Origin of the sequence: Micromonospora sp. WMMB482, assembly GCF_019038635.1 — a bacterium.
GTDB lineage: Bacteria > Actinomycetota > Actinomycetes > Mycobacteriales > Micromonosporaceae > Micromonospora > Micromonospora marina.
Genome location: NZ_JAHOPD010000020.1, coordinates 4,909,406 through 4,932,996, shown reverse-complemented (window position 1 = coordinate 4,932,996; position 23,591 = coordinate 4,909,406). Strand labels below are relative to the sequence as shown.

Here is a 23,591-nt window from a genome sequence, read left to right as displayed (position 1 = left end):
TAACCTAAGCGCTGATCACGCTGTCAAGCCGGTCCTTCGGTCGGACTCGGCGGCCCGCCGCACGTCCACACGTGTCGCGTGGCGCGCGGTGACGTCGCGGTAGGCGGCGGCGACCCCGGCCAGCCCCCGGCCCAGCTCGGCACCGCGCACCCCGGCGTACCCGATGACCAGCGCCGGTGGCCGGTCGTCGGCGCGCAGGGCGTAGAACCGGCCGCCCCGCACCAGCACGGACCGGCGCCGCGCCGCGGCCACCATGGACTCCTCCGCGCACCAGCGGGGCAGCACCAGGTACGTCTGGAGGCCGCCGCTGGCGTCGAGCGGCGCCACGCCGGGCAGGTGGCGTGCGACATGCTGGCGTACCGCCCGGCCGCGGCGCTGGAACTCGGCCCGCAGCCGGCGCAGGTGCCGGTCGAACGCGCCGGTGTCCACGAGCCGGGCGAAGGCGAGCTGGTCCAGCCCGGAGCAGCCGATGTCCCAGCCGGCCCGGACCCGCTCGATCGGGGCGGCCAGCGCGGTCGGCGCGGCCAGCCAGCCGAGCCGCAGCGCCGGGGCGAGGACCTTGCTGGCGCTGCCCGCGTAGACCACCCGGTCCGGCGCGACGCTCTGCAACGCGGGCATCCGCTGCGCCGGCGCCACGAACGCGGCGTCGAAGTCGTCCTCGACCACGTACCCGTCCACCGCCCGCGCCCAGTCGATCAGCTGCTCCCGGCGCCGCCGGCTCATCGGCGCACCGGTGGGGAACTGGCTCGCCGGGGTGGTGAGCACGGCCCGTAGGCCGGTGGCGGCCAGCTCGTCGACGCGGACGCCCTCCCGGTCCACCGGCACACTCACCGGCCGCAGCCCGGCGTCGGCGATGAACGCCCACTCCCCCGGGTGCCCCGGATCCTCCACGCCGATCGCCTCGTGTCCCTGGTCGCGCAGCACCCGGCAGAGCAGCGCCAGCCCCTGGGCGAAGCCCGAGGTGATCATCAGGTGCTCCGGCCGGACGCGCACGCCCCGGACCCGGCCGAGGTAGCCGGCGAGCGTGCGGCGGACCGGCGGCAGGCCGGACGGCGGGGCGTAGCCCAGCTCCCGCGACCCGGCCGAGCGCAGCACCGCGCCGACGCTGCGGATCCAGTCCTGGCGCGGAAACGTCGACACGTCGGTGCCGCCCGCGCGCAGATCCCACACCTCGGGCTCGGGCGTCTCGTCGGCGGTGAGCGCGGAGGCGACGCCGGCGTGTGCGGAGTCCGCGACCGAGGTGCCGGAGCCGCGCTGCGAGGTCAGGTAGCCCTCGGCGCAGAGCTGCTCGTACGCCTCGACGACCACGGTCCGGGACACGCCGAGGTCCGTCGCGAGCTGCCGGGTCGACGGGACGCGCGTCCCGGGACGCAGCGTGCCGTCGGTGATCCGGCCGCGCAGAGCGTTGCGGAGCTGCGTCGACAACGTTTCACGCGCGTCACCGTCAATTGACAGATTCAGATGCCACACCGATTGGTCCTCTCCCCGGTCTCCGAAGTGGTATGGACAGCGGGAACCGCACTTGGTGAAAGTGTTTCCCGGGACCGCAACCCATTCCCGGCCGAACCCGGGGGGTGCCGCGCGTCCTTTTCAACGGGGAAGTCCGATCTGTCACCGATCGCGGTCCAGCCGGTCCACGTCGGGGCATTCGGGCTGCTCAAAGGGGGGTTCCACAGTGTCCTCAATGTCGGTCACGGTGGGCGCGGAAACCGCAGACCATCGTTCGGAGACGCCGGGACGCACGACGCCGGCCGACCACATTCCCATTTCCGTGACCTCTATCACACTGCCGTCGGTCAATCCGCTCGCGTTGTACACCGCATTGACACAAAGCCATGCGACACACGACGCGTACCTCTTCGAAAGCCTGGACGGGCCGGCCGCCGACCGGCAGGCCGCGGCGGTGGGCTGGGGCCGCCTCGCCGAGCTGCGGTTCCTGGCCGACAGGTGCGAGCTGACCGCCGCCGGACCACTCGGCGACGCGCTGGGCGCGATGGTCACCACGGTCCTCGGCGCACCGGCCCGGCGGCACGACACCACGTCCGCCTGGCACGTGCCCGGCCCGGCGCAGCTCTGGTCGGTGGTACGCGCCGTGCAGCGGGCCTTCACCGTCGAGACGTCGGTGCCGGCCGACCGGTTCGCCTTCGGCTTCCTCACCACGCTGGCCTACGAGGCCGCCCGCGACATGGACGAGCTGACCCTCGACCGGGCCGACGACGACCTGCCCCGGTGCGCGCTGACGCTGTTCCGGCACACGGTCTGGTGGGACCTGCGCGCCGGGACCGCGCACCAGCTGCACGCCACCGGCCCGCACCTGCCGCCGCAACCGGCGCCGCCGGTGACGCGGCTGCTCACCGGCACGCCCACCGAGCAGCCGCCGCCACCCGCGCCCACACCGACCCGGGTACGCGACACCGTCGACCAGGAGACGTTCGCCGAACGGGTGCGGCGGTGCCTGCGGCACATCCGGGTCGGCGACAGCTACCAGGTGCAGATCGGCCACCGCATCGAGGTGGAGAGCGCCCTCACCCCGCTGGACGTCTACCGGCGCCTGCGGCACCGCAGCCCGTCGCCGTACATGTACCTGGCGCCCTGGGCCGGGCGCACCGTGATCGGCGCCAGCCCGGAGCTGTTCCTGCGCCTTTGCGGCGACCGGCTGTCGATGCGCCCGATCGCCGGCACCGCCGCCCGCTCGGCCGACCCGCTGACCGACCGCCGCCGGGTGGCCGAGCTGCGGGCCAGTGAGAAGGAGCGCGCCGAGCACGTCATGCTCGTCGACCTGTGCCGCAACGACATCGGCCGGGTCTGCGAGCCGGGCACGCTGTCGGTGGACGCGATGCTCGACGTCGAGCCGTTCGCGTACGTGCACCACCTGGTCTCGACCGTCTCCGGCCGCCTCGACGACGGCGCCGACGTGTGGGCCGCGGTCAGGGCGGCGTTCCCGGCCGGCACCATGACCGGCGCGCCGAAGCTGCGGTCGATGGAGATCATCGACGGGCTGGAGGCGGAGCCCCGGGGCATCTATGCGGGCGCCATCGGCCTGGTCGACGTGCGCGGGTTCGCGGTGCTCGCGCTCTGCATCCGCACCGTCGTGCACGACGGCCACCGCTACCACACCCAGGCGTCCGCCGGGGTGGTCGCCGACTCCACACCGGCCGCCGAGTGGCGGGAGACGCTGGCCAAGATGAGCGCCGCCTACTGGGCCCTGACCGGCGAGGAGCTGCTGCCGTGAAGGTCCTGCTCGTCGACGCGTACGACAGCTTCACCCACATCATCGACCAGTACCTGCGTACGCTCGGCGCGCGGACGGTGGTGATCCGGTCCCGCGCGCGCAGTCCCCGGCACCTCGCCGCGCTGCGCCCCGACGCGGTGGTGCTCGGCCCCGGGCCCGGCCACCCCGGCGACTCCGGCCACGTCGAGCTGGTCCACGCGTTCGCCGGCCGGGTGCCGCTGCTCGGCGTCTGTCTCGGCCACCAGGCGATCGGCCTGGCGTACGGCGGCACCATCGCTGTCGCCCGGCACCTGATGCACGGCAAGACCAGCGACGTCACGCACGACGGCCACGGGGTCTACGCCGGGGCGCCGACGCCGCTCACGGTCACCCGGTACCACTCGCTCATCGTCGCCGACCCGGTGCCGCCCCCGCTGGAGGTGACCGCCCGCTCCGGCGACGACGGCTACGTGATGGGCCTGCGCCACCGCACGCTCGCCGTCGAGGGGGTGCAGTTCCATCCGGAGAGCGTGACCACCCAGGACGGGCTGCGGTTGTTCGACAACTTCCTGCGCGGCGTACCGGCGGCGCTGCCGGCCGCCGGCTGAGCGGCGCAGACGGATCATGTCCGACTTCGTACCCCCGCTCGCCGTGGTCACCGGCGGGGCCGGCGGCATCGGCCGGGCCGTCACCGCGGCGCTGACCCGGGCCGGGCACCGGGTGCTCAGCGTCGACCGGGAGCCGGCCGCCGACCCGTCCGCGTACGCGGCGCTCGTCGCCGACCTGGCCGTGCCGGAACAGGCGCAGCGGCTGCTGGACGACGTGCACGAGCGGCACGGCCTGCCCGCCGTGCTGGTGAACAACGCCGGCGTCTACCCGGCCCGGGACTTCCTCGACTACGACCCGCGCACGTACGCCGAGGTGCTGGACACGAACCTCGGCGCGACGTTCTTCGGCACGCTCGCGTACGCCCGGGCGCTGGTGGCCGCCGGACGTCCGGGCACCGTGGTCAACGTCGCCTCGATCAGTGGCCGGATCGGCAGCCCGGACGCCGCGTACGGCGCTTCGAAGGGCGCTGTCGTCGCGCTCACCCGCAGCCTCGGCCGGGCCCTGGCCGCGCACCGCATCCGGGTCAACGCGGTCGCTCCCGGCCTGGTCGAGACGCCGATGGCCGCCCGGATCCCGGCGGCCCGCCGGGACGACTACCGGGCCCGCATCCCGGCCGGCCGCTTCGGCGCTCCGGCCGAGATCGCCGCCGCCGTCGCCTGGCTGGCCGGCCCGGACAGCAGCTACGTCACCGCCTCCGTGCTGGACGTCGACGGCGGCCTGCACTGACGCACTCCGAGAGGACCCGACCCATGTGGCTTCCCACCACCGGCCCGGCGGCCGGCTTCGCCGCCGACTACCTGCGCCTGCACCGCGCGTTCTACGACCGCACGCTCACCGCCGCACAGCTCGGTGACTGGCGGGACCGGCAGCTGCGCCGGGTGCTCGACCAGGTCAGCGGCGGCTCGCCGTTCTACGCCCGGCACCTCGCCGGGATCGACCTGACCGCGGTCACCCCGGCCACGCTCGACCGGCTGCCCTTCACCACGAAGGCGCACCTGCGCGAGGAGATGCTCGACGTGCTCAGCCGCCCGCTGGCCGAGGCCGTCTTCTTCTACGAGACCACCGGCACGACCGGCCCCGCCACGCCCTGCCCCCGCGACGGCCGCGAGGTGGTGGCCAGCAACGCCCACGTCACCGAGTCCTGGGCGTCGATCTTCCGCCACCACTTCGGCGACCACGCGCCCCGGGTGGGGCTGATGGGCCCCACCGAGGTGCACTCGTTCGGCGACACGCTCGGCGACGTGGCCCGCAACACCGGCGCGATGAACGCCAAGATCTGGCCGTACTCGCCGGTGATCGGGTTCGCCAAGGCCCTCCAGCTCATGCGGGACCTGGACCTGGAGGTGATCTGCTGCACGCCGGGCGTGGCGCTGATGCTGGCCAAGGCCGCCGAGCACCACGGCTACCGGCTGCGCGAGGACTTCGGGGTCAAGCTGCTGTTCGTCACCGGCGAGATGTGCACGCCGGCACTGGCGCGCAACCTGGAGTCGGTCTGGGGCGCGGACGTCTACAACATCCTGTACGGCTCGCAGGAGGCGTTCGTGATCGCCACTGCCTGCCGCAACAAGCGGATGCACCTGTCCCAGACCAACTACCTGGTCGAGGTGGTCGACCCGGAGACCGGCGCGTCGCACGGCCCGCGCGGCACCGGCGAGCTCACGGTGACCATGCTGGTCGACGGCGTGAAGCCGCTGATCCGCTACCGCACCGGCGACGCCGTGGTGGTCGGCGAGTCGGACTGCGACTGCGAGATGCCCGGCGACCTGGTGCAGATCGTCGGGCGGACGCTCGACCGCATCGACCTGGGCGGGCAGCGGCGTACCGCCGGGCAGATCGAGAGCGCGGTGCTCACCGGCGTCACCGGTTCGGCCGGCTACCAGGTGGTGATCGACCACGACCCGGCCGGCGGCGACCGGCTCACCGTCCGGCTGGAGCTGCTCAAGAACCTGGTCGACGACCCGGCCGCGGTGGCCGACGGGGTACGCCGGCGGGCCGCCGCCACGCTCGGCGTGCCGGTGGAGGTCGAGCTGAGCGACGGGCTGGACCCGATCGTCAGCACCGGCGCGTTCGTGAGCTGGAAGGCCGCGCGGATCGTGGACCGGCGGGTCGCCGACGACCACGAGACCCGGGTGGCGCGGCGGATGGCGGGCAGGCGTGGCTACGACACCTGACACCACCGCCGCCGAGCCGCTGCCCGGGCCGCTCGCCGGGGCGTACGGGCGGCGGTGGCGGGCGGTGGTGGACCGGTGGGCGGGCCACCCCGGCACGGCGGTGGCGACGCTGGGCCCGGCCGGCACGTCCAGTCACCTGACCGCCGCGTTCCTGGCCGAGCGGCACGGACTGCGCATCGAGCTGTGCGACACGTTCGACGAGGTGCTCGGCGCGCTCGTGGAACGCCGCGTCGACCAGGCGCTGGTACCGAGCGCGTACCAGGGCGCCACCCGCTTCCACTGGCACCGCGACCTGCGCCTGGACGCCTACTTCGCGCAGGCCACCCCGGAGTACGGCATCGCGGCCCGGGAACGGGACGCGCCCCGGGGCGACGGCGAGGTCACTGTGGCCGCGCTCTGGGAGGTCCGGCGGATCTTCGCCGACCTCGCCCCGCCCGCGCTGCGCGACCGTCCGATGCGGTGGCTCGACGCCGAGTCCACCCAGCACGCCGCCGAACTGCTCGCCGCCGGGGCCGCCGACCTCGCGGTGACGAACGCCCCCGGCGTACGCCGGCACGCGCTGCGGTGGGTGGTCCGCCGCCCCGGCGCGGAGATCGTCTGGCTGCTCTTCGGCCACCGCCGACCGCCCCTTCGAGGAGAACCGGAGTGACCGCCGTGTCCCGACGTACGCTGCTGCACCGCGCCACCGTCCAGGAAGGGCTGGGGGTGGCGTCCCGGCCGCACCACAGCGTGCTGCTCGACGGGGAGCGGATCGTCGCGGTGCTGCCCGAGGCGCAGGCCCCGCTGCACGACCCGGACGTCGACGTGCTGGACCTGGACGGGCGGACCGTGATGCCGGGCATGACGCTCGGCCACACCCACATCGCCTACCTGAACGTGCTCGACGGCCGGGAGACGCTGTTCAAGTACTCGATCCCGGAGGTGACGCTGGGCGCGGCGGCGAACGCGGCGGCGATGCTGCGGCTGGGCTACACCGCGTTCGTCGGCGCCGGCTCGGTGGCCGGCATCGACATGGCGCTGCGCCGGGCGATCGACGCCGGCCGGCTGCCCGGGCCCCGGATCACGCCGTGCAGCCGGGACCTGATGGTCTCCGGGCCGCCGCAGCGGCGCAATCCGGCGGTCAAGCAGCGCATCCCCACCGACCTGATGCGGCTGGCCGACACCCCGGAGGAGCTGGTCGAGTACGTCGACACCGAGGTCGCCCAGGGCGCCGAGATCATCAAGGTGTTCTCCACCGGCGACGACACGTTCCCCAACGGCCGCTCGCACGAACTGCTGTTCACCGCCGAGGAGCTGGTGGTCGCGGCCCGCGCCGCACACGAGCGGGGGGTACGGATCCGGGCGCACTCGCGCGGGCTGGGCGGCATCCGCAACGCCATCGCCGCCGGGGTGGACGTGATCGACCACGCCACGTACGCCGACGACGCGGCGCTGGAGGCGATCGCCGAGCGCGGCATCTTCGTGGTGCCGAGCCTGCACCAGCCGCACCGGCTGCTCACCACCGGCACCGCGCACGGCAAGACCCCGGAATACCTGGAGACGCTGGAGTTCCGGGCCGAGGTGGAGAACACGCTGCGGATCCTGCCGCTGATGGTGGAGATGGGCATCCCGATCGTGGCCGGTGACGACTTCGGGTTCGCCTGGACCCCGCACGGCCGGTACGCCGAGGAACTGGAGACGTACGTGAGCATGGCCGGCATCCCCGCGCCGACGGTGCTGACCTGGGCCACCGCCAACGGCGCGCGGCTGGCCGGGCGCGGCGGCGAGGCCGGGACGGTGCAGCCGGGCCGGCTGGCCGACCTGGTGGTCACCGACGGCGACCCGGCGCGGGACATCACCGTGCTGGGGCGGCCGGAGGCGATCGAGATGGTGCTGCTGGGCGGGCGGGTGGTCGCCGGGGACGCCGCCGCCTACCGGGACCGCCGGCCGGCCGGGGTGGCCTGATGCGGCCGGCACGGCGGACCGGGGTGCGGGGCCGGATTGGCCTCACCGGATCGGCGGGGATTGGCCACAACCGGTGGCGGCGCCGCTTCGTACGGTCGGGGCGACCGTGTGAACCGAACCGACGGGGATGACGATGACCCAGCTCAGCGACGGCGCCGACCGGCTGTCCGTCCGGATCGACGACCGGGTGACGGCGAGCGTGCCGGACTACGTCCTCGGCCTGCTCGCCGTGCCGGCGATCGAGGTGGCCCCGGCCCACCCGGCCGTGGCGGACCGGCTGACCGCCGCCGAGGACGCGCTGCACCGGGCCGGCCTGGACAAGGCCGGGGTGTCCGGACTGCCGGGCATCGCCGGGTGGCGGGCGGCGTACCGGGCGGTGGCGGTGAACCCGAACCGGTTCCCGTGCGCCGCCGAGTCGATCGCCCGGCGGGTGGCCCGGGGTGACCGGCTGCCCCGGATCAACGCGCTCGTGGACCTCTGCAACGCCGTCTCGCTGGACTCGGCGCTGCCGGTCGCCTCCTGCGCGGTGGACGGTGTCGCCGCGCTCGCCGTCCGGCCGTCCGACGGCACCGAGACGTACCTGCCGCTGGGCGCGCCTGATGCGCCGGAGCGGCCCGAACCGGGCGAGATCGTCTACGCCGACGACGACGGGCGGGCCCACTCCCGGCGCTGGAACTGGCGCCAGGGCCACCTGGTCCGCACCGACCTGGGCCGGCGGCGGCTGCTGCTCACCGTCGAGGCGGCCCATCCGGGCGGCCGGGCGGAGGTGGAGGCGGCACTGGACCGCCTCGACGCCGTGCTCGGCGAGCTGACCGCCGCGCCCCGCCACCGGGCGGTGCTGGACCGGGACACCCGGGACGCCGCGTTCGCCGTCGAGACCCCGCTCAGCCCCGCCGGCACCCCGGGGGGCCGCTCGTGAACCGCGCGATCCTGATCGTCTACCGGCCCGCGGCCGGCCGCTACGCCGCCCAGTTCCGCAGCGTGGTCGCTGCCGCCACCGACCTCGGCGTGGACAGCGTGGTGCTGCTGCCCACCGGCCAGCCGGCGCCGGAGACCGCCGGGCTGTCCTGCCACCGGGCCGACCTGGACGACCCGGAGGCGGTCCGGGCGGCGGTCGCGGCGATCGTCGCCGACCGCCCGATCGAGCGGATCTTCCCGCTGTTCGAGGGCGACGTGCTGACCGCCGCGCGGTGCCGGCGCGACCACGGCATCCCCGGCCTGGACCCGGAGCAGGCACTCGCCTTCCGGGACAAGAACGTGATGCACCGCCGCGCCGTCGAGCTGGGCGTGCCGGTGGCCCGCTCCTGCCGCCCGGACACGATCGGCGCGGTCGCCGAGTTCGCCGCCGAGGTGGGCTGGCCGGTCGTGGTCAAGCCGTACGCCGGCTGGGCCTGCGGCGACACCCACCGGGTCGACTCGGCCGTCGACCTGGCCCGGGTGTGGCCGCTCGTGGCCGACTCGCGCCACGACTACCGGGTCGAGGAGTACGTCCGCGGCGCGGAGTACCACGTCGACTCGCTGCTGCGCGACGGCGAGGTGGTGTTCGAGCAGCTCTCCCGCTACACGTACTCGGTGCTGGAGTTCCGCGACGAGCCCGGCGGCACGGTCTCCCGCAAGCACGACCTGACCCCCGCGGAACGGCGCATCCTGACCGCCAGTGCGGAGCTGCTGCGCGGCTTCGGCATGCGTACCGGTGTCGCGCACGTGGAGTTCTTCCTGCGCGACGACGGCGAGGTGGTCTTCGGCGAGGCGGCGGCCCGGGCCGGCGGCGGGTCGATCGTCCCGGCGATCGAGGCCGGGCGCGGCATCAACCTGGCCGGCGAGTGGTGCCGGCTCGAACTGGACCCCGGGCACCGGCCCGCCGCCGTGCTGGGCGCGGAGACCGGCACCGAATACCTGTGCTCCGACCGGTACGGCCGGATCACCGCGATCACCACCGCCGACGAGCTGCGGGCGCTGGACTCGGTCCTCGACGCCGACGTGTGGAAGGGCGTCGGCGACGTGCTCGCCCCGCCGACCGCCTCCAACGACGTGCTCGGCTGGTACGTCTGCGAGGGCCGGGACTTCGACGACGTCCGGGCCCGGTTCAAGACGATCCGGGACGCCTTCCAGGTACGTACCGAACCGGCCGGGGAGGCGTCATGTGGCTGAGCCGGTTCCGGGCGCTGCCCCGTCCGCTGCGGATGCTGGTGCTCGCTTCCTTCATCAACCGCGCGGGCATGTTCGTCTTCCCGCTGCTCGCGGTCTACCTGGTGCGCAGCCGAGGGCTGAGCACCGGCGAGGCGGGTGTGCTGATCTCGGTCGGCAGCACCGGCCTGCTCGCCGGGAGCCTGCTCAGCGGCCCGGTCTGCGCCCGTGCCGGACGGCGGGCCGCGCTGGTGTCCAGCCTGCTGCTCAACGCGGTCGGCTACCTCGGGCTGGCGGTGCTGGACGGCCCGCCGTGGACCTACGCGGCGCTGTTGTTCGTCGCGCTCGTCGGCATGGGCATGTTCGCGCCCGCGGCCAACACGCTGATCGCCGACCTCGCCGAGCCGGAGCAACGGCCGTTCGCGTACACGGTCAGCTACATCGCCAACAACCTCGGCATGGGCGTCGGGCCGCTGCTGGGCGGCCTGGCCGCGGCGTACTCGTACGGCCTGATGTTCGCCGGGAACATCCTGCTCGGGCTGCTCGCGGCGCTCACCATCCGGCTCAGCGTGCCCGCCGACACCCGCCGCGACGCGGCCGGAACGCCGGCGAAGTCCGGCCTGCGCCGGGCGGCGCTGCGGCGCGACCTGGACGTCGCGGTGCTGGTGGTGCTCTCGTTCTGCTACGTGGCGCCGCTGATCGGGCTGGAGTACACGCTGCCGCTGGCGGTCACCGGGGTGCTGAACTCGTCGGTGGCGGTGGTCGGCGCGGTCTACACGATCAACAGCATCGTCGTGGTGGGCGCCGGCATGCTGATCGAGAAACGGATCAAGGCGTACCCGACCCGCACCCTGCTCGTCGTCGCCGGCCTGCTCTGGTCGGCCGGGATGGCGGTGCTGGTGTTCGCGTTCTCGCTGCCCGCCGTGCTGCTGTCCACGGTCGTCTGGACGCTCGGCGAGATCATCGCCTCGGTGGTGGTGCCCACCTACATCGCCGACCACGTCGAACCACGCCGGGTCGGCGCCTTCATGGCGCTCAACGGTTTCGTGCTCAGCTCCGCCCGGCTGGTGGTGCCAATGGGGCTGGGCTTCGTCTGGCAGGCGCACGGGCACCGGCCCGTGCTGCTCCTGCTGCTGCTGACCCCGCTGGCCGGCGTCCTCGCGTTCGCCGCGCTGCGGATCCGGCCCGAGGCCCGGCCGGTGCCGGAGCCCGCCGCGCCCGCCCCCGCCCGTCCCTGACCCGCCCGACCCCTCACCGGAAGAGGCCCATGACCGCCACGAAGTTCGTCCTGCCCGAGAGTGACATCCCGACGACCTGGTACAACGTGGTTCCCGACCTGCCCAAGGGGCTGCCGCCGATGCTGCACCCCGGCACCCGGGAGCCGATCACGCCGGCCGACCTGGCGCCGCTGTTCGCCTCCGAGCTGATCGCGCAGGAGTTCTCCACCGAACGGGACGTGGACATCCCCGGTCCGGTGCTCGACATCTACCGGCAGTGGCGGCCCAGCCCGCTGATCCGGGCCCAACGGCTGGAACGCGACCTGGACACCCCGGCGCGGATCTACTTCAAGTACGAGGGGGTCAGCCCGGCCGGCAGCCACAAGCCGAACACCGCCGTCCCGCAGGCGTACTACAGCAAGCTCGACGGGGTGCGGCGGCTGACCACCGAGACCGGCGCCGGCCAGTGGGGCAGCTCGCTGTCGATGGCGTGCGCCTACTTCGACCTCGAGTGCGAGGTCTTCATGGTGCGCGTCAGCTACGACCAGAAGCCGTACCGGCGCGGCCTGATGGAGACGTTCGGCGCCTCGGTCACCGCCAGCCCCAGCGACCGTACCGAGGCCGGCCGGGCGGTGCTGGCCACCGACCCGGACTCCACCGGCAGCCTCGGCCTGGCCATCTCCGAGGCGGTGGAGGCCGCGCTGCACAGCGGCGGCACCGCCCGGTACGCGCTCGGCTCGGTGCTGAACCTGGTGCTGATGCACCAGACGATCATCGGGCAGGAGGCGCTGGCGCAGATGGGGCTGGCGGGTGACTACCCGGACGTGGTGGTCGGCGCGGCCGGCGGCGGTTCCAACTTCGCCGGCCTGGCCCTGCCGTTCCTGCGCCGTCAGCTCGACGGCGGTCCCACCGTGCGGTTCCTGGCCGCCGAGCCGGCGTCCTGCCCGTCGCTGACCCGGGGCAGCTACGACTACGACTTCGGCGACACCGCCGGACTCACCCCGCTGGCCAAGATGCACACGCTCGGCCACGACTTCCGGCCGCCCGCGATCCACGCCGGCGGGCTGCGCTACCACGGCATGGCGCCGATCGTGAGCGCGCTGCGCGAGGTGGACCTGATCGAGGCGCGGGCGGTGCCGCAGACCGCCTGTTTCGAGGCGGGCGTGCGGTTCGCCCGCAGTGAGGGGATCGTGCCGGCGCCGGAGTCCAGCCACGCGGTGCGGGTCGCCGTGGACGAGGCGCTGCGCTGCCGGGAGACCGGCGAGGAGAAGGCGATCCTGTTCTCCCTGTCCGGGCACGGCCACTTCGACATGCAGGCGTACATCGACTACTTCGCCGGAAAGCTGACGGACTGACACCGGGCGGGACGCGGCGCGGTGCGGCGCCGCGTCCCGGCCGACGAGCCCTCGGGGGTGCGATTGCCCAGCGAAGCAGCCACCATCCTGGCCATCAACGGTTCCGAGCGGGCAGGCGGCAACACCGACCTCGCGGTCGCGCACGCCGGACGCCTGATCGCCGAGCGCGGGGCCGTCCTGCGCACCATCCGGCTGCGCGAGCACCGGATCTCGCCGTGCAGCCCGTGCGGCGACTGCAACAGCCGCACGCTGCCGTGCACAGTGGACGACGACGTCCCGGCCCTGGTGGAGCAGATGGTCAGCGCGGACGGGCTGATCTACGCCGCGCCGGTGCACGGGTTCGGCCTCGCCCACCTGATGCAGATCTTCATCGAACGGGCCGGGGTCGGCTATCTACGCTTCACCCGCCCGCTGGCCGACAAGGTCGGCGGCATCATCGTCACCGGCCGCCGCTACAGCGACTCGTCGGTGCACAACCAGATCGTCAACAACCTGCTGCTCAACCGCATGATCCTGGTGGGCAGCGGCTTCCCGGTCCTGCTGCGCAACACCACCGGCACACCCGGCCTGACCGACCCCGAGGGCGTCGACGCGCTGGAACGCATGGTGCACCGGATGGTCGACATGGTGCAGCTGCTCAAACGCCACCAGCGGGTCACCGGCGGCCCGGTGCTGCCCTCGCGGGACCGCAACGAACGCGTGCCGCGGCCCCGCCGTGCCGAATCCCTACCGACCAGAGGAGACACCGAGAATGTCCACTGAGCAGGCGACCGTCCCGGTCGGCATCGACTTCCCCGCCACCGAGTGGGAGAAGTGGGACAAGCCCGGCGCCGAGGGCCGAGTCAAGATCGCGTACGTCGGGGGGCAGCGGCTGCGCCTGCTGGAGCTCCCCGCCGGGTTCGACGAGCACCACTGGTGCCTGCGCGGGCACACCGGCTACGTGCTGCGGGGCGAGTTCACCATCCACTTCCGGGACCGCTCGGTGCCCTGCCGCCCCGGCATGGGCTTCGTCATCCCGGACGACGAGGAGCACCGCTCGCAGGGCAGCGCGGACGAGCCCACTGTCGTCTTCGTGGTCGACCGGGTCGACCAGCCGTGAGCGAGGCGCAGGCCGGGACCGACGGCACGGCCCGCATCACCGAGCTGCGGGCCGCCGTGGACCGGCTCGACCAGCGGATCGTCGAGTTGCTGGCGGTCCGTACCCGGGTGGTCCGGGAACTGACCGCGCACAAGTCCGACGAGGCGGCAGTGCGGTCACCGGACCGGGTCCGGCAGGTGCTCGACCGGGTCGCCGAGCTGGCCGGCCGGCACGGCATGCCGCCGGAGGTCGCGGTGGCCACGTACCGCACGCTGATCGAGGAGCTGACCCGGATGCAGCTGGACATGCTGGCGGACCGCCGCGCCGCCGGTACGGCGCCGGCCGCCCCGGCGGCGCCGGAGCGGCGATGACCGGCGGCCGGGCGCCCGTCGACCTGCGGCACGCGCTCGCCACGCTCGACCCGCTGCCCGGCGAGCTGGTCCGCGTCGCCGAGGAACTGCCCGCCCGGTACGGCGTCTCCGCGCACTACGCCCGGTGGGCCGGCGCGCCCGCCGCGCCACCCACCGGGCCCGGCCCGGCGGTGCTGTTCGACCGGGTACTCCCCGCGCACGGTCCCACCCGGGCCGTGCTGATGGGTCTCTACGGCACCCGGCGCCGCGCCGCGGGGCTGCTCGGGGTCACCCCGGCCGAGTTGCCGCACCGGCTGCTCGATGCGGTGGCCGCGCCCCGGCCGCCGGTGCCCGCCACCGACCCGGCGCGCTGGCCCCGGCACCGGCTGCCGCTGGATCTGACCGCGCTGCCGGTGCCGGTGCTCACCGACGAGGACGCCGGGCCGTACCTGACGCTCGGGGCGGTGCTCGCCACCGACCCGGACTCCGGGGTACGCAACCTGTCGGTGCACCGGATGTGCGTGCAGGGCCCGGACACGCTGACCATCTGGATGGTCCCCGGCCGCGATCTGGAGCTGGCGCACCAGGCCGCCCTGCGCCGGGGCGCGGCGCTGCCGGTGGCGATCCACCTCGGGCTCGGCCCGGCGGTGCTGCTGTCGTCCTGCTGTCCCAGCTCGCTGGTGCCGCCGGACCTGGACGAGCTGGCGGTGGCCGGGGCGCTCGCCGGTCGGCCGGTCGAGCTGCTGCCGTGTGCCACCGTGGACGCCGAGTTCGTCGCGCACGCCGAGTACGTCATCGAGGGCGAGCTGCTGGCCGAGCACGCGCCGGAGAGCCGGCACGGCGCCGTCGCCACCCCGGAGTTCCTCGGCTACCAGGGCCGCGCGCACCCGTCGCTGCCGCTGATCCGGGTCACCGCGATCACCGCGCGGGAGAGCCCGATCCTGCAGGCCGTCTCCGGCCCCGGGCACGAGCAGTCGGTGCTGCTCGGTTTCGGGATGGAGGCCGCGGTGCTGGACCTGCTGCGCCGCCGGGGCACGCCGGTGCTGGCCGCACACTGCCACACCGCCGGTGGCGGCCAGCTCATGGTGGTGCTCCAGTGGCCGGCCAAGCGCGGCCCGGCCGACGACGAGGCGGTACGGGACGCGGCGGAGGCGGTGCTGGACGGCTTCCGGATGGCCAAATTGGTGCTCTGCGTGGACGAGGACGTCGACGTGGAGTCCGACCAGGACCTGTGGTGGGCCATGGTGACCCGGTTCCAGGCCGACCAGGATCTGCGGGTGCTGGCCGACCGGGAGGGTTTCCCGCTGGACCCGAGCCAGCACACCGGCTACTCCCGGTCGCTGTCCGCCGACGGGCGCACCGCGAAGGCGGTGTTCGACTGCACAGTGCCGTACGCCCAGCGGGACCGGTTCCGCCGGCCCCGGTTCACCGAGCCGTCGCTTCCCGTGCCGCGCCGGCCAGCAGCGTCACTCCCTCGCTGATCCGGGCGGTGGGCAGCGCCGCGTACCCGATCAGGAACGTCGGCTCCGGCGGCGGGTGGGTGACGAAGTAGCCGGAGGCGGGATAGACCCGGACGCCGCGCGCGGCGGCGGCGCGCACGATCGCCGCCTCGCCGGCGCCGGGCGCGCCGCCGAGCGTGACCAGCACGTGCAGGCCGGCGGCGGCGCCGGAGACGCGCACGGCGGCGCCGAAGTGCTCGTAGAGCGCCTCCAGCAGCCGGGCCCGCCGTCGGCGGTAGAGGCGGTCCATCCGGGCGATGTGCCGGGCGTACGCGCCGGAGTCGATGAACTCGGCGAGCGCCTCCTGGGTCAGCGTCGGGGTCAGCCGGTCGGTGATCCACTTGATGCCGAGGAACGGCCGGACCAGGTGCGGGGGCAGCACCGCATAGCCGATGCGCAGTGAGGGAAACAGCGTCTTGCTGAAGCTGCCGACGTACGCCACATCGGCGCCCTGCGGGTCGGCCGCCAGCGACGGGAGCCGCTCGGCGGCGAAGGTGAACTCGTTGTGGTAGTCGTCCTCCAGCACTGTGACGGCGTGCTCGCGCGCCCAGCGCAGCAGCGCCCGCCGCCGCCGCTCGGACATGACGTACCCGGTCGGGAACTGGTGCGACGGCGTGACGTAGACCAGCCGGACCCGGTCCGGGTCCAGGCCGTGGCCGCGTACCCGGTCCTCGATCTCGCCGACCCGCAGCCCCTCCTCGTCGACCGGCACCGGCACCACGGCGGCCCGGGAATAGCCGAAGATCTGCCGCAGCACGGTGTGGCTGGGATCCTCGATCACCACCACGTCGCCGGGGCCGACGAGCAGCCGGACCAGGATGTCCATGGCCTGGGTGGCGCCGCTGGTGACGATGGTGTGCTCGCGGGCGACGTCGAGCGCCCGGCTGCGCCGCAGCAACGCGGCGATCTGCGCGCGCAGCGCCGGGGAGCCCTCGGCCGGGCCGTAGCCCAGCGCCACCGCGTCGGCGCGGCTCACCGCCGTGGCGAGCGACTGCCGCCAGCGCGCCACCGGGAAGCTCGCCAGCGCCGGGGTGCCGTGCCGGAAGTCGTACGCCCCGTCCGGCCGGTGCATGGGCGCCGGCTCCCAGGGCCGCCACAGCGGGCTGCCGGCGTCGGTCGGCAGCGGCGGTTCCGGGCGCAGCGGGGTGCGGGCCGGCGGGTCGCGGTGCGGCAGGTCGGGCAGGGCGTCGCTGACCCGGGTGCCGGAGCCGCGCCGGGAGGTGAGGACGCCGTTGGCGCGCAGCAGCTCGTACGCGCGGGTGACCACGGTGCGGGAGACGCCGAGTTGGTGGGCCAGTTCCCGGCTGGGCGGCACCGGGTCGCCGGGGCGCAGCCGGCCGGCGCGGACGGAGCCGCTGATCTGGTCGCAGAGCTGCTGCTGCAACGGCACCGGGCTGTCCCGGTCGAGCACCACGAGCAGCTGCGACGACCCCACCCGCGACGCTCCCCCACCTAGCCGCCCCTCCCGGCGATCCTAGTCCCACCCCGCCCCCACACCCGGTCGATCATGAGGTTGACTGCCTTGTCGATCTCCGATTCGGCCGCCAACTTCATGATCGGCCGGGCAGGTGCGGGGTTAGAGGGAGACGGGGCGGCCGCCGAGGGTCACCGTGAGGCGGCCGTCGGTGGTGAAGGACCAGGCCAGGGCACCGGAGTACGTGCTGCAGCGGGAGCCGTTGGCGCCGGACCAGAACTGGTTCGAACCGTCCACGTTGCCGATGGTCTTGTCGTTGGAGCCGCTGCCGGCGAAGCGGCAGGAGGTGTTGCTCCGGAACACCGAGGTGCCGGCGTCGAACGAGAAGTTGCGTTCGGTGTTGTCGATGCTCAGGTTGTTGGAGATCGTCATGGTGCCCGGGTTGCGGTTGTACGTGAACCCGTGCTTGCCGTTGCGGTACGCGATGGTGCGCCGGACGGTGTGTTTCACCGCGATGTCCTCGCCGCCGAGCTTGAAGCCGTTGCGGTCGCCGTTGCCGTTCTGCGTGCCGTTGCTGAGCGTGCCGTTGCCGTACGCGAGGGAGTCCTCGATGGTCACCGTGCCGATCGCGCCGGTGTCGGACTTGGTGTAGAGATCCCATCCGTCGTCGATGTTGTGGTGCGACACCGCGTACCGGAAGACGTTGCCACCGCCGACGGTGAGCTTGGCCGCGAAGCCGTCGGCGTCCTCGCCGTCGGAGTCGGCGTTGTCGTGCGACTCCACGCTGACCATGAGGTTGTTCGCGGGCCACTGGTCGCGCGGCGTGCTGGAGGCGATCCGGGACAGTTGCAGCCCGGTGTCGCGGTTGAAGCGGGTCACCGTCCGCTCGATGATGTTGTTGCTGCCGCCGACGAAGATGCCGTTGTCACCGGCCCGCTCGACCACGAGCCCGCGCACGTGCCAGTACGAGGCGTTCAGCGCCAGTCCCCGGTTGGCCGGATCCTCGCTCATCGCCGAGAAGTTCAGGATCGGCGTCTCGCCCGGGTAGGCGTACAGGTTCTTGCGGGCGCTCGACGTGCCGTTGTTGCCGGCGGCGACGGTGACGGTCTGGGACAGGTGGTAGGTGCCGCCGCGCAGGTAGATCGTGCCACCGGCACCGACGCGGGTGATCGCCGCGGCGATCGTGGTGGGGCTGGCCTGGGTGCCGGCCGCCCCGGCGGTGCCGTTCGGCGCGGCGTAGATCGCCCCGCCGGTCGGCGGCGGGCTGCTGGGCGGCGGCGTGCTCGGCGGCGGGGCGCTGGTCGGCGGCGTGCCGGTGGTGGGGGTGACGCCGCCGGTGCAGGTGACGCCGTTGACCGCGAACGCGGACGGGACCGGGTTGCTGCTGTTGTTCCAGGTGCCGTTGAAGCCGAAGGACGTGCTCGCGTTGGTGCCCAGGCTGCCGTTGTAGCCGACGTTGGCGGCCCGCACCGAGGCGCCGCTCGCGGTGATATCGGCGCCCCAGGACTGGGCGACGGTCTGACCGGCGGCGAAGGTCCAGGTGACGGCCCAGCCGGTGAGCGGGTCGCCGAGGTTCGTCAGGTTGACGTTGGCGGTGAAGCCGCCGCCCCACTGCGCGGTGACTGCGTAGTCGACGCGGCAGCCGGCGGCCGCCTGGGCAGCGGTCGCGCCGACGGCGAGGCCGGACGCGGCGAGCGCGGCAGTCGCCGCGGCGGACGTCCACAACACCGTACGGCGGTGTCGGTTGATCATGCTGGTCTCCTGCGGGTGGTGGTGCCGTGCCCGCGCCGGCACCGATGCCCGGTCGGTGTCGGGGGGCGGGCCTTGATACCCGGACGTCGGTGCCGTGCCGAACGCTCACGCCTCCCGCGCAGTAAGCGCTTTCAGCGCAGCCTAACGACGGACGTCGATGTGGTCAAACCTCCGCCGCGCCGAACGATCCCGACGCGACCGGGTCACAACGGCCCGAACACGTCGCCCGGGTCGGCGTCCAGCGAGAGCGTCTCCAGCACGGTGAGCAGTTGCCGTTCCTCGTACCGGAAATGCGACTCCATGATCGCCGCCACTCCCTCCACGTGCCGGGCCAGCTCCCCGGGCGGGGCGTCGCGGGCCACCGCCGCGCTCAGCCCGGTCAACAGGTACCCGATCATCGAGTGGTCCTGCCGCAGCCGGTCCAGCGTGTCGCGCAGCTCGGGATGCCGCGCCGCGATCGCCGGAAAGAGACTCCGGTCCTCGCCCTCGTGGTGCGCGGTCAGCGCCGCGCAGAACCCGTGGCAGAACAACAGCAGGTCACGCGTCGCCGGGCGGGCCGGCTCACCGTCGGCGAGCGCCCGCCGGGTCACCTCCAGCGCCTCGCGCAGCCGCCCGTGGACGGCGCGCATCTCCCGGCTCCAGGCCACCAGCCTGGTCTGTTCGCCCTCAGCCACGAGGCGAGGGCGAAGGGACGACGAGTGCCATCGTCGTACTCCCTTCGGTCCGGCGCCTCCATGCCTGACACGGTCTGCCACCGGCACGCGACGCTGCGCGGAGCCTAACCGGCGGTGCCGGCGCCATCAAGTAGTGCCGGCGCCACCCCGGTGCGGCAGCAGACGGGATGGCGCGTGGGCCCGGTTCTGACGAGGCTTGAGGCCGTACCCGTCCACCTCTGTCGAGGAGTTCCCATGACCCGCCGCACCTTTCCGGTGGCCGTCGGCGCCGCGGCTCTGCCCGCCGTCACCGCGCTGGGTGTGCCCGCCACGTCCGCCACGGCCACCGACGCCCGGCTGCAAGGACGTCACCCGAGGAGGCAGCCGTGAACGACCCCGCGGAGACCGCCGCGTTCCGGCGGACGGACCGGCCGCGTTAACGCTGCGAATCGATTGACATTCAGCTATGTAAACGCCAGGCTGGGAGGCGTTGTTAGCGTTAACGCAACCGTCGTCTCAGGCACCTTCCCCACCACCACCGTCCCCGCCACGGAGGCCGCCATGCCCGCTCCCCTGGTGAACCGCCGATTCGTCCTGCGCACCACCGCCGCGACCGCCGTCGCGGCCACCGCCGGCGCCGCCGCCGGATCCGTCGCCGCAGGCGGTACGGCACGCGCCGCGCTGCCACCGGCCCGCCCCGACATCGGCGTGTCCGCGTACGCGTTCGACCCGGGCCAGGTGAGGCTGACCGCCGGCCGCTGGCAGGACAACCAGAACCGAACGGTCGCCTACCTGCGCTTCGTCGACGTGAACCGGCTGCTCTACAACTTCCGCGCCAACCACCGCCTGTCCACCGGCGGCGCCGCCGCCAACGGCGGCTGGGACGCGCCCAACTTCCCGTTCCGCACCCACATGCAGGGGCACTTCCTGACCGCCTGGGCGCAGGCGTGGGCCGTGCTGGGCGACACCACCTGCCGGGACAAGGCGCTCACCATGGTCGCCGAGCTGGCCCGGTGCCAGGCCAACAACGGCGCGGCCGGGTTCGGCACCGGCTACCTGTCCGGCTTCCCGGAGTCCGACTTCACCGCGCTGGAGGCCCGGACGCTCAGCAACGGCAACGTGCCCTACTACTGCGTCCACAAGACACTGGCCGGACTGCTGGACGTGTGGCGGCTGATCGGCAGCACCCAGGCCCGGGACGTGCTGCTGGCGCTCGCCGGGTGGGTCGACCGGCGCACCGGCCGGCTCACCTCGGCCCAGATGCAGGCCGTGCTCGGCACGGAGTTCGGCGGCATGAACGCGGTGCTGACCGACCTCTACCAGCAGACCGGCGACGGGCGGTGGCTGACAGTCGCGCAGCGGTTCGACCACGCCGCCGTGTTCAACCCGCTCGCCGCGAACTCCGACCAGCTGAACGGGCTGCACGCCAACACGCAGGTGCCCAAGTGGATCGGCGCGGCCCGGGAGTACAAGGCCACGGGCGTCACCCGCTACCGGGACATCGCCGCGAACGCGTGGGCCATCACCGTCGGCGCGCACACGTACGCCATCGGCGGCAACAGCCAGGCCGAGCACTTCCGTGCCCCCAACGCGATCGCCGGCTACCTGCGCACCGACACCTGCGAGGCGTGCAACACGTACAACATGCTCAAGCTGACCCGGGAGCTGTGGCAGCTCGACCCGGACCGGGTCGCGTACGCCGACTTCTACGAACGCGCGCTGCTCAACCACATGATCGGCCAGCAGAACCCGGCCGACGCGCACGGCCACGTCACGTACTTCACCCCGCTCAACCCGGGCGGGCGGCGCGGTGTCGGCCCGGCGTGGGGCGGCGGCACCTGGAGCACCGACTACAACTCCTTCTGGTGCTGCCAGGGCACCGGGCTGGAGACCAACACGACGCTCGCGGACGCGATCTACTTCCACAACGGCACCACGCTGACCGTCAACCTGTTCGTCCCGTCGGTGCTCACCTGGAGCCAGCGCGGCATCACCGTCACGCAGGCCACCTCGTACCCGGTCGGCGACACCACGACGCTCACCGTCACCGGCCCGGTGGGCGGGTCGTGGACCATGCGGATCCGGATCCCGGCGTGGGCCGGCGGAGCGAGCGTCAGCGTCAACGGCGTCGCGGCCGGCATCGCCGCCACGCCGGGCAGCTACGCCGTGCTGACCCGCGCCTGGACCTCCGGCGACACGGTCACGGTCCGGCTGCCGATGCGGGTGGCCACCGTCGCCGCCCCCGACGACGCCGCGGTGCAGGCCGTCACGTACGGGCCGGTGGTGCTCTCCGGCAACTACGGCAACACCACGTTGAGCGGCCTGCCGACGCTGGACCCCGGCTCGGTCACCCGTACCGGCGCCGGCAGTCTCGCGTTCACGGCGCGGGCCGACGGCGCCACTGTGAACCTCGGCCCGTTCTACGACGCCCACGGGCACAACTACACGGTCTACTGGCGGGTCGGCGCGGGCGGTGGCAGCGGTGAGGCGAGCTTCCGGCTCGCCAACGCGGCGAGCGGCCTGGTGCTCGGCATCCAGAACATGTCCACCGCCGACGGCGGGCTCGCGCTGCAGTGGGGTGACACCGGCACCACCGACCACGACTGGCAACTGGTGGTCGACGGGTCGGCGCTGCGGCTGCGCAACGTCAACAGCGGCAAGGTGCTGGGGGTGGAGAACATGTCCACCGCCGACGGCGCCCGGATCCTCCAGTGGGCGGACAACGGCACCGCCGACCACCTGTGGGCTGTCGTCGACGTCGGCGACGGCAGCCACAAGCTGCGCAACGTGCACACCGGCAAGCTGCTCGGCATCTCCGGCGGCTCGACCGCCCAGGGCGCGTTCGCCGTACAGGACCCGGACAACGGCAGCCCGGACAACCAGTGGCGGTTCCTGCCCAACGGGGCGCGGCGGATCCAGAACCTCGGCAGCGGGCTGGTGCTCGGCGTGCAGAACATGTCCACCGCCGACGGCGGTCTGGTCATCCAGTGGGGCGACACCGGCACCGCCGACCACTTCTGGACCGCGCTCGTGGACACCGGTGGCTACCTGCGGCTGCGCAACGGCAACAGCGGCAAGGTGCTGGGCGTCGAGGGCGGCTCGACCGCGGCGGGCGCCCGGATCCTCCAGTGGGCCGACAACGGCACCGCCGACCACAGGTGGCGGCTGCGGCACGGTGGGGGTGGCTGGTTCCGGATCCAGTGCGCGAACGGGGGCCGGGTGCTCGGGCTCAGCGGCGGCTCCGGCGCCCAGGGCGCGCAGGCGGTCCTCGCCGACGACACCGGGGCCGCGCACCAGCGCTGGCGGTTCGTCTGATCATGCGCTGACCGTGGGCGCGCAACGCTTGCTCGTCTTCGGCTTTCCGGGTCAGTACAGTCCCGGTGGCGGCGGCGACCACGAGCGGATCATGGTCGCCAGCAGTGCCGGATGGTCGGTCGTACCGCGCATGTCCACCGCGCGGCGGCAGCAGATCGTCACGCCGCTCGACGCCAGGATCTGCTGCCGGGCGCCGTCGTCGATCCGCCGGTAGCCCACCGGCACGCACGACCGCACGTCCGGCATGCCACCGGCCCGCAGGTTGAGGTCACCGCCGAGGACGGTCGGCGCGCTCCCGGCGTCGCCCCGGACCCCGGGCACCACGGTGCCGAGCAACTGCCCGCACTGGGCCAGCGCGACCTGGGCACTGGTGTTCGCCAGGTGCGTGGTGCACGCGTGCAGCCCGGCGGCCCGGACGCACAGCCACACCCGTTCCTCCGGGTCGGCGAAGTCCTGCGCCGGATAGGTCCCACTGTGCACCGACGGCCGGGCGTCACGGTCGTCGAGGCGGGTCAGCAGCCCGATCCCGTACGGCTCGCCGTTGTTGCACCGGGTGGGACCACCGGAGGGCCGGTCACCGGCGGCCTGGAACGCGGACACCACGGTGCCGCCGGCCCGCGCGGCCCGCAGCGTACGCTCCAGCGTCACCACGTCGTCGCGGCAGACCTCGTTGAGCGTGACCACGTCGGGCGCCTCGGCGGCGATCACGTCGGCGGCCTGGCCGACGGCCCGGCCGGTGTAGCAGCCGGCCCGGCCGCTGTTGCACAGGTTCATCTGGAGCACCCGCAGCACTCCCGTGCCGGTGGCGCCGGCGCCCGACGACCCGGCGGGCAGCCCGGCCACGACGAGCAGGCACACGACTGCCAGCACCCGGCGGACACGCCGGGCGGGGTGGG

At 73.8% G+C, this 23,591-nt stretch carries 21 protein-coding genes; 16 read left to right on the top strand and 5 right to left on the bottom strand.

Going from position 1 to position 23,591, the window contains the following annotated elements; translation table 11 throughout:
* Positions 1-15: 15 nt before the first annotated feature.
* Positions 16-1,425 (bottom strand): PLP-dependent aminotransferase family protein, encoded by a 1,410-nt coding sequence (locus KSK32_RS24355; RefSeq protein ID WP_254187173.1) that lies wholly within the window; start codon positions 1,423-1,425, stop codon positions 16-18.
* 346 nt (positions 1,426-1,771) lie between these two features.
* Here KSK32_RS24355 and KSK32_RS24350 point away from each other — a divergent pair, with 346 nt between their 5' ends.
* The 14 genes from KSK32_RS24350 to KSK32_RS24285 all read left to right on the top strand — a co-directional run bounded on the left by KSK32_RS24350 (position 1,772) and on the right by KSK32_RS24285 (position 15,543).
* The gene (locus KSK32_RS24350) at positions 1,772-3,232 is read left to right on the top strand and encodes an anthranilate synthase component I family protein (protein ID WP_289256384.1); all 1,461 of its coding nucleotides are present in this window, start codon (positions 1,772-1,774) and stop codon (positions 3,230-3,232) included.
* Positions 3,229-3,819 carry an aminodeoxychorismate/anthranilate synthase component II gene (locus KSK32_RS24345; protein WP_216933286.1) on the top strand — a complete coding sequence of 197 codons (591 nt, stop codon included), beginning with the start codon at positions 3,229-3,231 and terminating at the stop codon, positions 3,817-3,819. Before KSK32_RS24350 ends, KSK32_RS24345 begins: the two co-directional genes overlap by 4 nt.
* Positions 3,820-3,835: 16 nt before the next feature.
* Positions 3,836-4,546, top strand: a complete 711-nt coding sequence (locus KSK32_RS24340) for an SDR family NAD(P)-dependent oxidoreductase (protein WP_216933285.1) — start codon at positions 3,836-3,838, stop codon at positions 4,544-4,546.
* Between the two features lie 23 nt (positions 4,547-4,569).
* The gene (locus KSK32_RS24335) at positions 4,570-5,991 is read left to right on the top strand and encodes a phenylacetate--CoA ligase family protein (protein WP_216933284.1); all 1,422 of its coding nucleotides are present in this window, start codon (positions 4,570-4,572) and stop codon (positions 5,989-5,991) included.
* The gene (locus tag KSK32_RS24330) at positions 5,975-6,640 is read left to right on the top strand and encodes a prephenate dehydratase (protein WP_216933283.1); all 666 of its coding nucleotides are present in this window, start codon (positions 5,975-5,977) and stop codon (positions 6,638-6,640) included. The genes KSK32_RS24335 and KSK32_RS24330 overlap by 17 nt, the downstream gene beginning before the upstream one ends.
* Positions 6,637-7,935: an amidohydrolase family protein gene (locus tag KSK32_RS24325; protein WP_216933282.1), complete on the top strand. Its 1,299-nt coding sequence runs from the start codon at positions 6,637-6,639 to the stop codon at positions 7,933-7,935. The genes KSK32_RS24330 and KSK32_RS24325 overlap by 4 nt, the downstream gene beginning before the upstream one ends.
* Before the next feature lie 133 nt (positions 7,936-8,068).
* Positions 8,069-8,854, top strand: a complete 786-nt coding sequence (locus tag KSK32_RS24320) for a B3/4 domain-containing protein (protein WP_216933281.1) — start codon at positions 8,069-8,071, stop codon at positions 8,852-8,854.
* A complete protein-coding gene (locus tag KSK32_RS24315) occupies positions 8,851-10,086 on the top strand; it encodes an ATP-grasp domain-containing protein (RefSeq protein ID WP_216933280.1) in 1,236 nt (411 codons plus the stop codon). The genes KSK32_RS24320 and KSK32_RS24315 overlap by 4 nt, the downstream gene beginning before the upstream one ends.
* Positions 10,077-11,300 carry an MFS transporter gene (locus KSK32_RS24310; RefSeq protein WP_216933279.1) on the top strand — a complete coding sequence of 408 codons (1,224 nt, stop codon included), beginning with the start codon at positions 10,077-10,079 and terminating at the stop codon, positions 11,298-11,300. The genes KSK32_RS24315 and KSK32_RS24310 overlap by 10 nt, the downstream gene beginning before the upstream one ends.
* Positions 11,301-11,329: 29 nt before the next feature.
* Positions 11,330-12,634 carry a TrpB-like pyridoxal phosphate-dependent enzyme gene (locus KSK32_RS24305; protein ID WP_216933278.1) on the top strand — a complete coding sequence of 435 codons (1,305 nt, stop codon included), beginning with the start codon at positions 11,330-11,332 and terminating at the stop codon, positions 12,632-12,634.
* A 57-nt stretch (positions 12,635-12,691) separates the two neighbouring features.
* A complete protein-coding gene (locus tag KSK32_RS24300; protein ID WP_252448752.1) occupies positions 12,692-13,396 on the top strand; it encodes a flavodoxin family protein in 705 nt (234 codons plus the stop codon).
* Positions 13,386-13,733, top strand: a complete 348-nt coding sequence (locus tag KSK32_RS24295) for a cupin domain-containing protein (RefSeq protein ID WP_013477221.1) — start codon at positions 13,386-13,388, stop codon at positions 13,731-13,733. The genes KSK32_RS24300 and KSK32_RS24295 overlap by 11 nt, the downstream gene beginning before the upstream one ends.
* Positions 13,730-14,083, top strand: a complete 354-nt coding sequence (locus KSK32_RS24290) for a chorismate mutase (RefSeq protein ID WP_216933276.1) — start codon at positions 13,730-13,732, stop codon at positions 14,081-14,083. Before KSK32_RS24295 ends, KSK32_RS24290 begins: the two co-directional genes overlap by 4 nt.
* Positions 14,080-15,543: a UbiD family decarboxylase gene (locus KSK32_RS24285; protein WP_216933275.1), complete on the top strand. Its 1,464-nt coding sequence runs from the start codon at positions 14,080-14,082 to the stop codon at positions 15,541-15,543. The genes KSK32_RS24290 and KSK32_RS24285 overlap by 4 nt, the downstream gene beginning before the upstream one ends.
* On the opposite strand, the gene KSK32_RS24280 is transcribed toward KSK32_RS24285, so the two are convergent.
* The 3 genes from KSK32_RS24280 to KSK32_RS24270 form a co-directional block, all read right to left on the bottom strand.
* Complete coding sequence (locus KSK32_RS24280; RefSeq protein ID WP_216933274.1) at positions 15,488-16,996, bottom strand: PLP-dependent aminotransferase family protein; 1,509 nt, start codon at positions 16,994-16,996, stop codon at positions 15,488-15,490. The genes KSK32_RS24285 and KSK32_RS24280 overlap by 56 nt on opposite strands.
* 141 nt (positions 16,997-17,137) lie before the next feature.
* Complete coding sequence (locus tag KSK32_RS24275) at positions 17,138-18,727, bottom strand: cellulose-binding domain-containing protein (protein ID WP_216933273.1); 1,590 nt, start codon at positions 18,725-18,727, stop codon at positions 17,138-17,140.
* Between the two features lie 203 nt (positions 18,728-18,930).
* Positions 18,931-19,401: a hemerythrin domain-containing protein gene (locus KSK32_RS24270; RefSeq protein ID WP_216933272.1), complete on the bottom strand. Its 471-nt coding sequence runs from the start codon at positions 19,399-19,401 to the stop codon at positions 18,931-18,933.
* 234 nt (positions 19,402-19,635) lie between these two features.
* Between KSK32_RS24270 and KSK32_RS34240 the strand changes: the two genes are divergently transcribed.
* Together KSK32_RS34240 and KSK32_RS24265 are read left to right on the top strand one after the other, a co-directional pair.
* Positions 19,636-19,770, top strand: coding sequence for a hypothetical protein (locus KSK32_RS34240; RefSeq protein ID WP_256451505.1), 135 nt, complete (start codon positions 19,636-19,638; stop codon positions 19,768-19,770).
* Between the two features lie 171 nt (positions 19,771-19,941).
* Positions 19,942-22,695, top strand: coding sequence for a beta-L-arabinofuranosidase domain-containing protein (locus tag KSK32_RS24265; protein WP_216933271.1), 2,754 nt, complete (start codon positions 19,942-19,944; stop codon positions 22,693-22,695).
* A 51-nt stretch (positions 22,696-22,746) separates the two neighbouring features.
* Here KSK32_RS24265 and KSK32_RS24260 read toward each other — a convergent pair whose 3' ends face one another.
* A complete protein-coding gene (locus tag KSK32_RS24260; RefSeq protein ID WP_216933270.1) occupies positions 22,747-23,565 on the bottom strand; it encodes an endonuclease/exonuclease/phosphatase family protein in 819 nt (272 codons plus the stop codon).
* Positions 23,566-23,591: the final 26 nt, after the last annotated feature.

Bases quoted from the DNA above. Each gene is read 5' to 3' on its own strand.
- KSK32_RS34240 (WP_256451505.1), top strand. From the start codon at position 19,636: ATGACCCGCCGCACCTTTCCGGTGGCCGTCGGCGCCGCGGCTCTGCCC.
- KSK32_RS24295 (WP_013477221.1), top strand. From the start codon at position 13,386: ATGTCCACTGAGCAGGCGACCGTCCCGGTCGGCATCGACTTCCCCGCC.
- KSK32_RS24320 (WP_216933281.1), top strand. From the start codon at position 8,069: ATGACCCAGCTCAGCGACGGCGCCGACCGGCTGTCCGTCCGGATCGAC.
- KSK32_RS24265 (WP_216933271.1), top strand. From the start codon at position 19,942: ATGCCCGCTCCCCTGGTGAACCGCCGATTCGTCCTGCGCACCACCGCC.
- KSK32_RS24285 (WP_216933275.1), top strand. From the start codon at position 14,080: ATGACCGGCGGCCGGGCGCCCGTCGACCTGCGGCACGCGCTCGCCACG.
- KSK32_RS24335 (WP_216933284.1), top strand. From the start codon at position 4,570: ATGTGGCTTCCCACCACCGGCCCGGCGGCCGGCTTCGCCGCCGACTAC.
- KSK32_RS24275 (WP_216933273.1), bottom strand. From the start codon at position 18,727: ATGATCAACCGACACCGCCGTACGGTGTTGTGGACGTCCGCCGCGGCG.
- KSK32_RS24310 (WP_216933279.1), top strand. From the start codon at position 10,077: ATGTGGCTGAGCCGGTTCCGGGCGCTGCCCCGTCCGCTGCGGATGCTG.
- KSK32_RS24340 (WP_216933285.1), top strand. From the start codon at position 3,836: ATGTCCGACTTCGTACCCCCGCTCGCCGTGGTCACCGGCGGGGCCGGC.
- KSK32_RS24305 (WP_216933278.1), top strand. From the start codon at position 11,330: ATGACCGCCACGAAGTTCGTCCTGCCCGAGAGTGACATCCCGACGACC.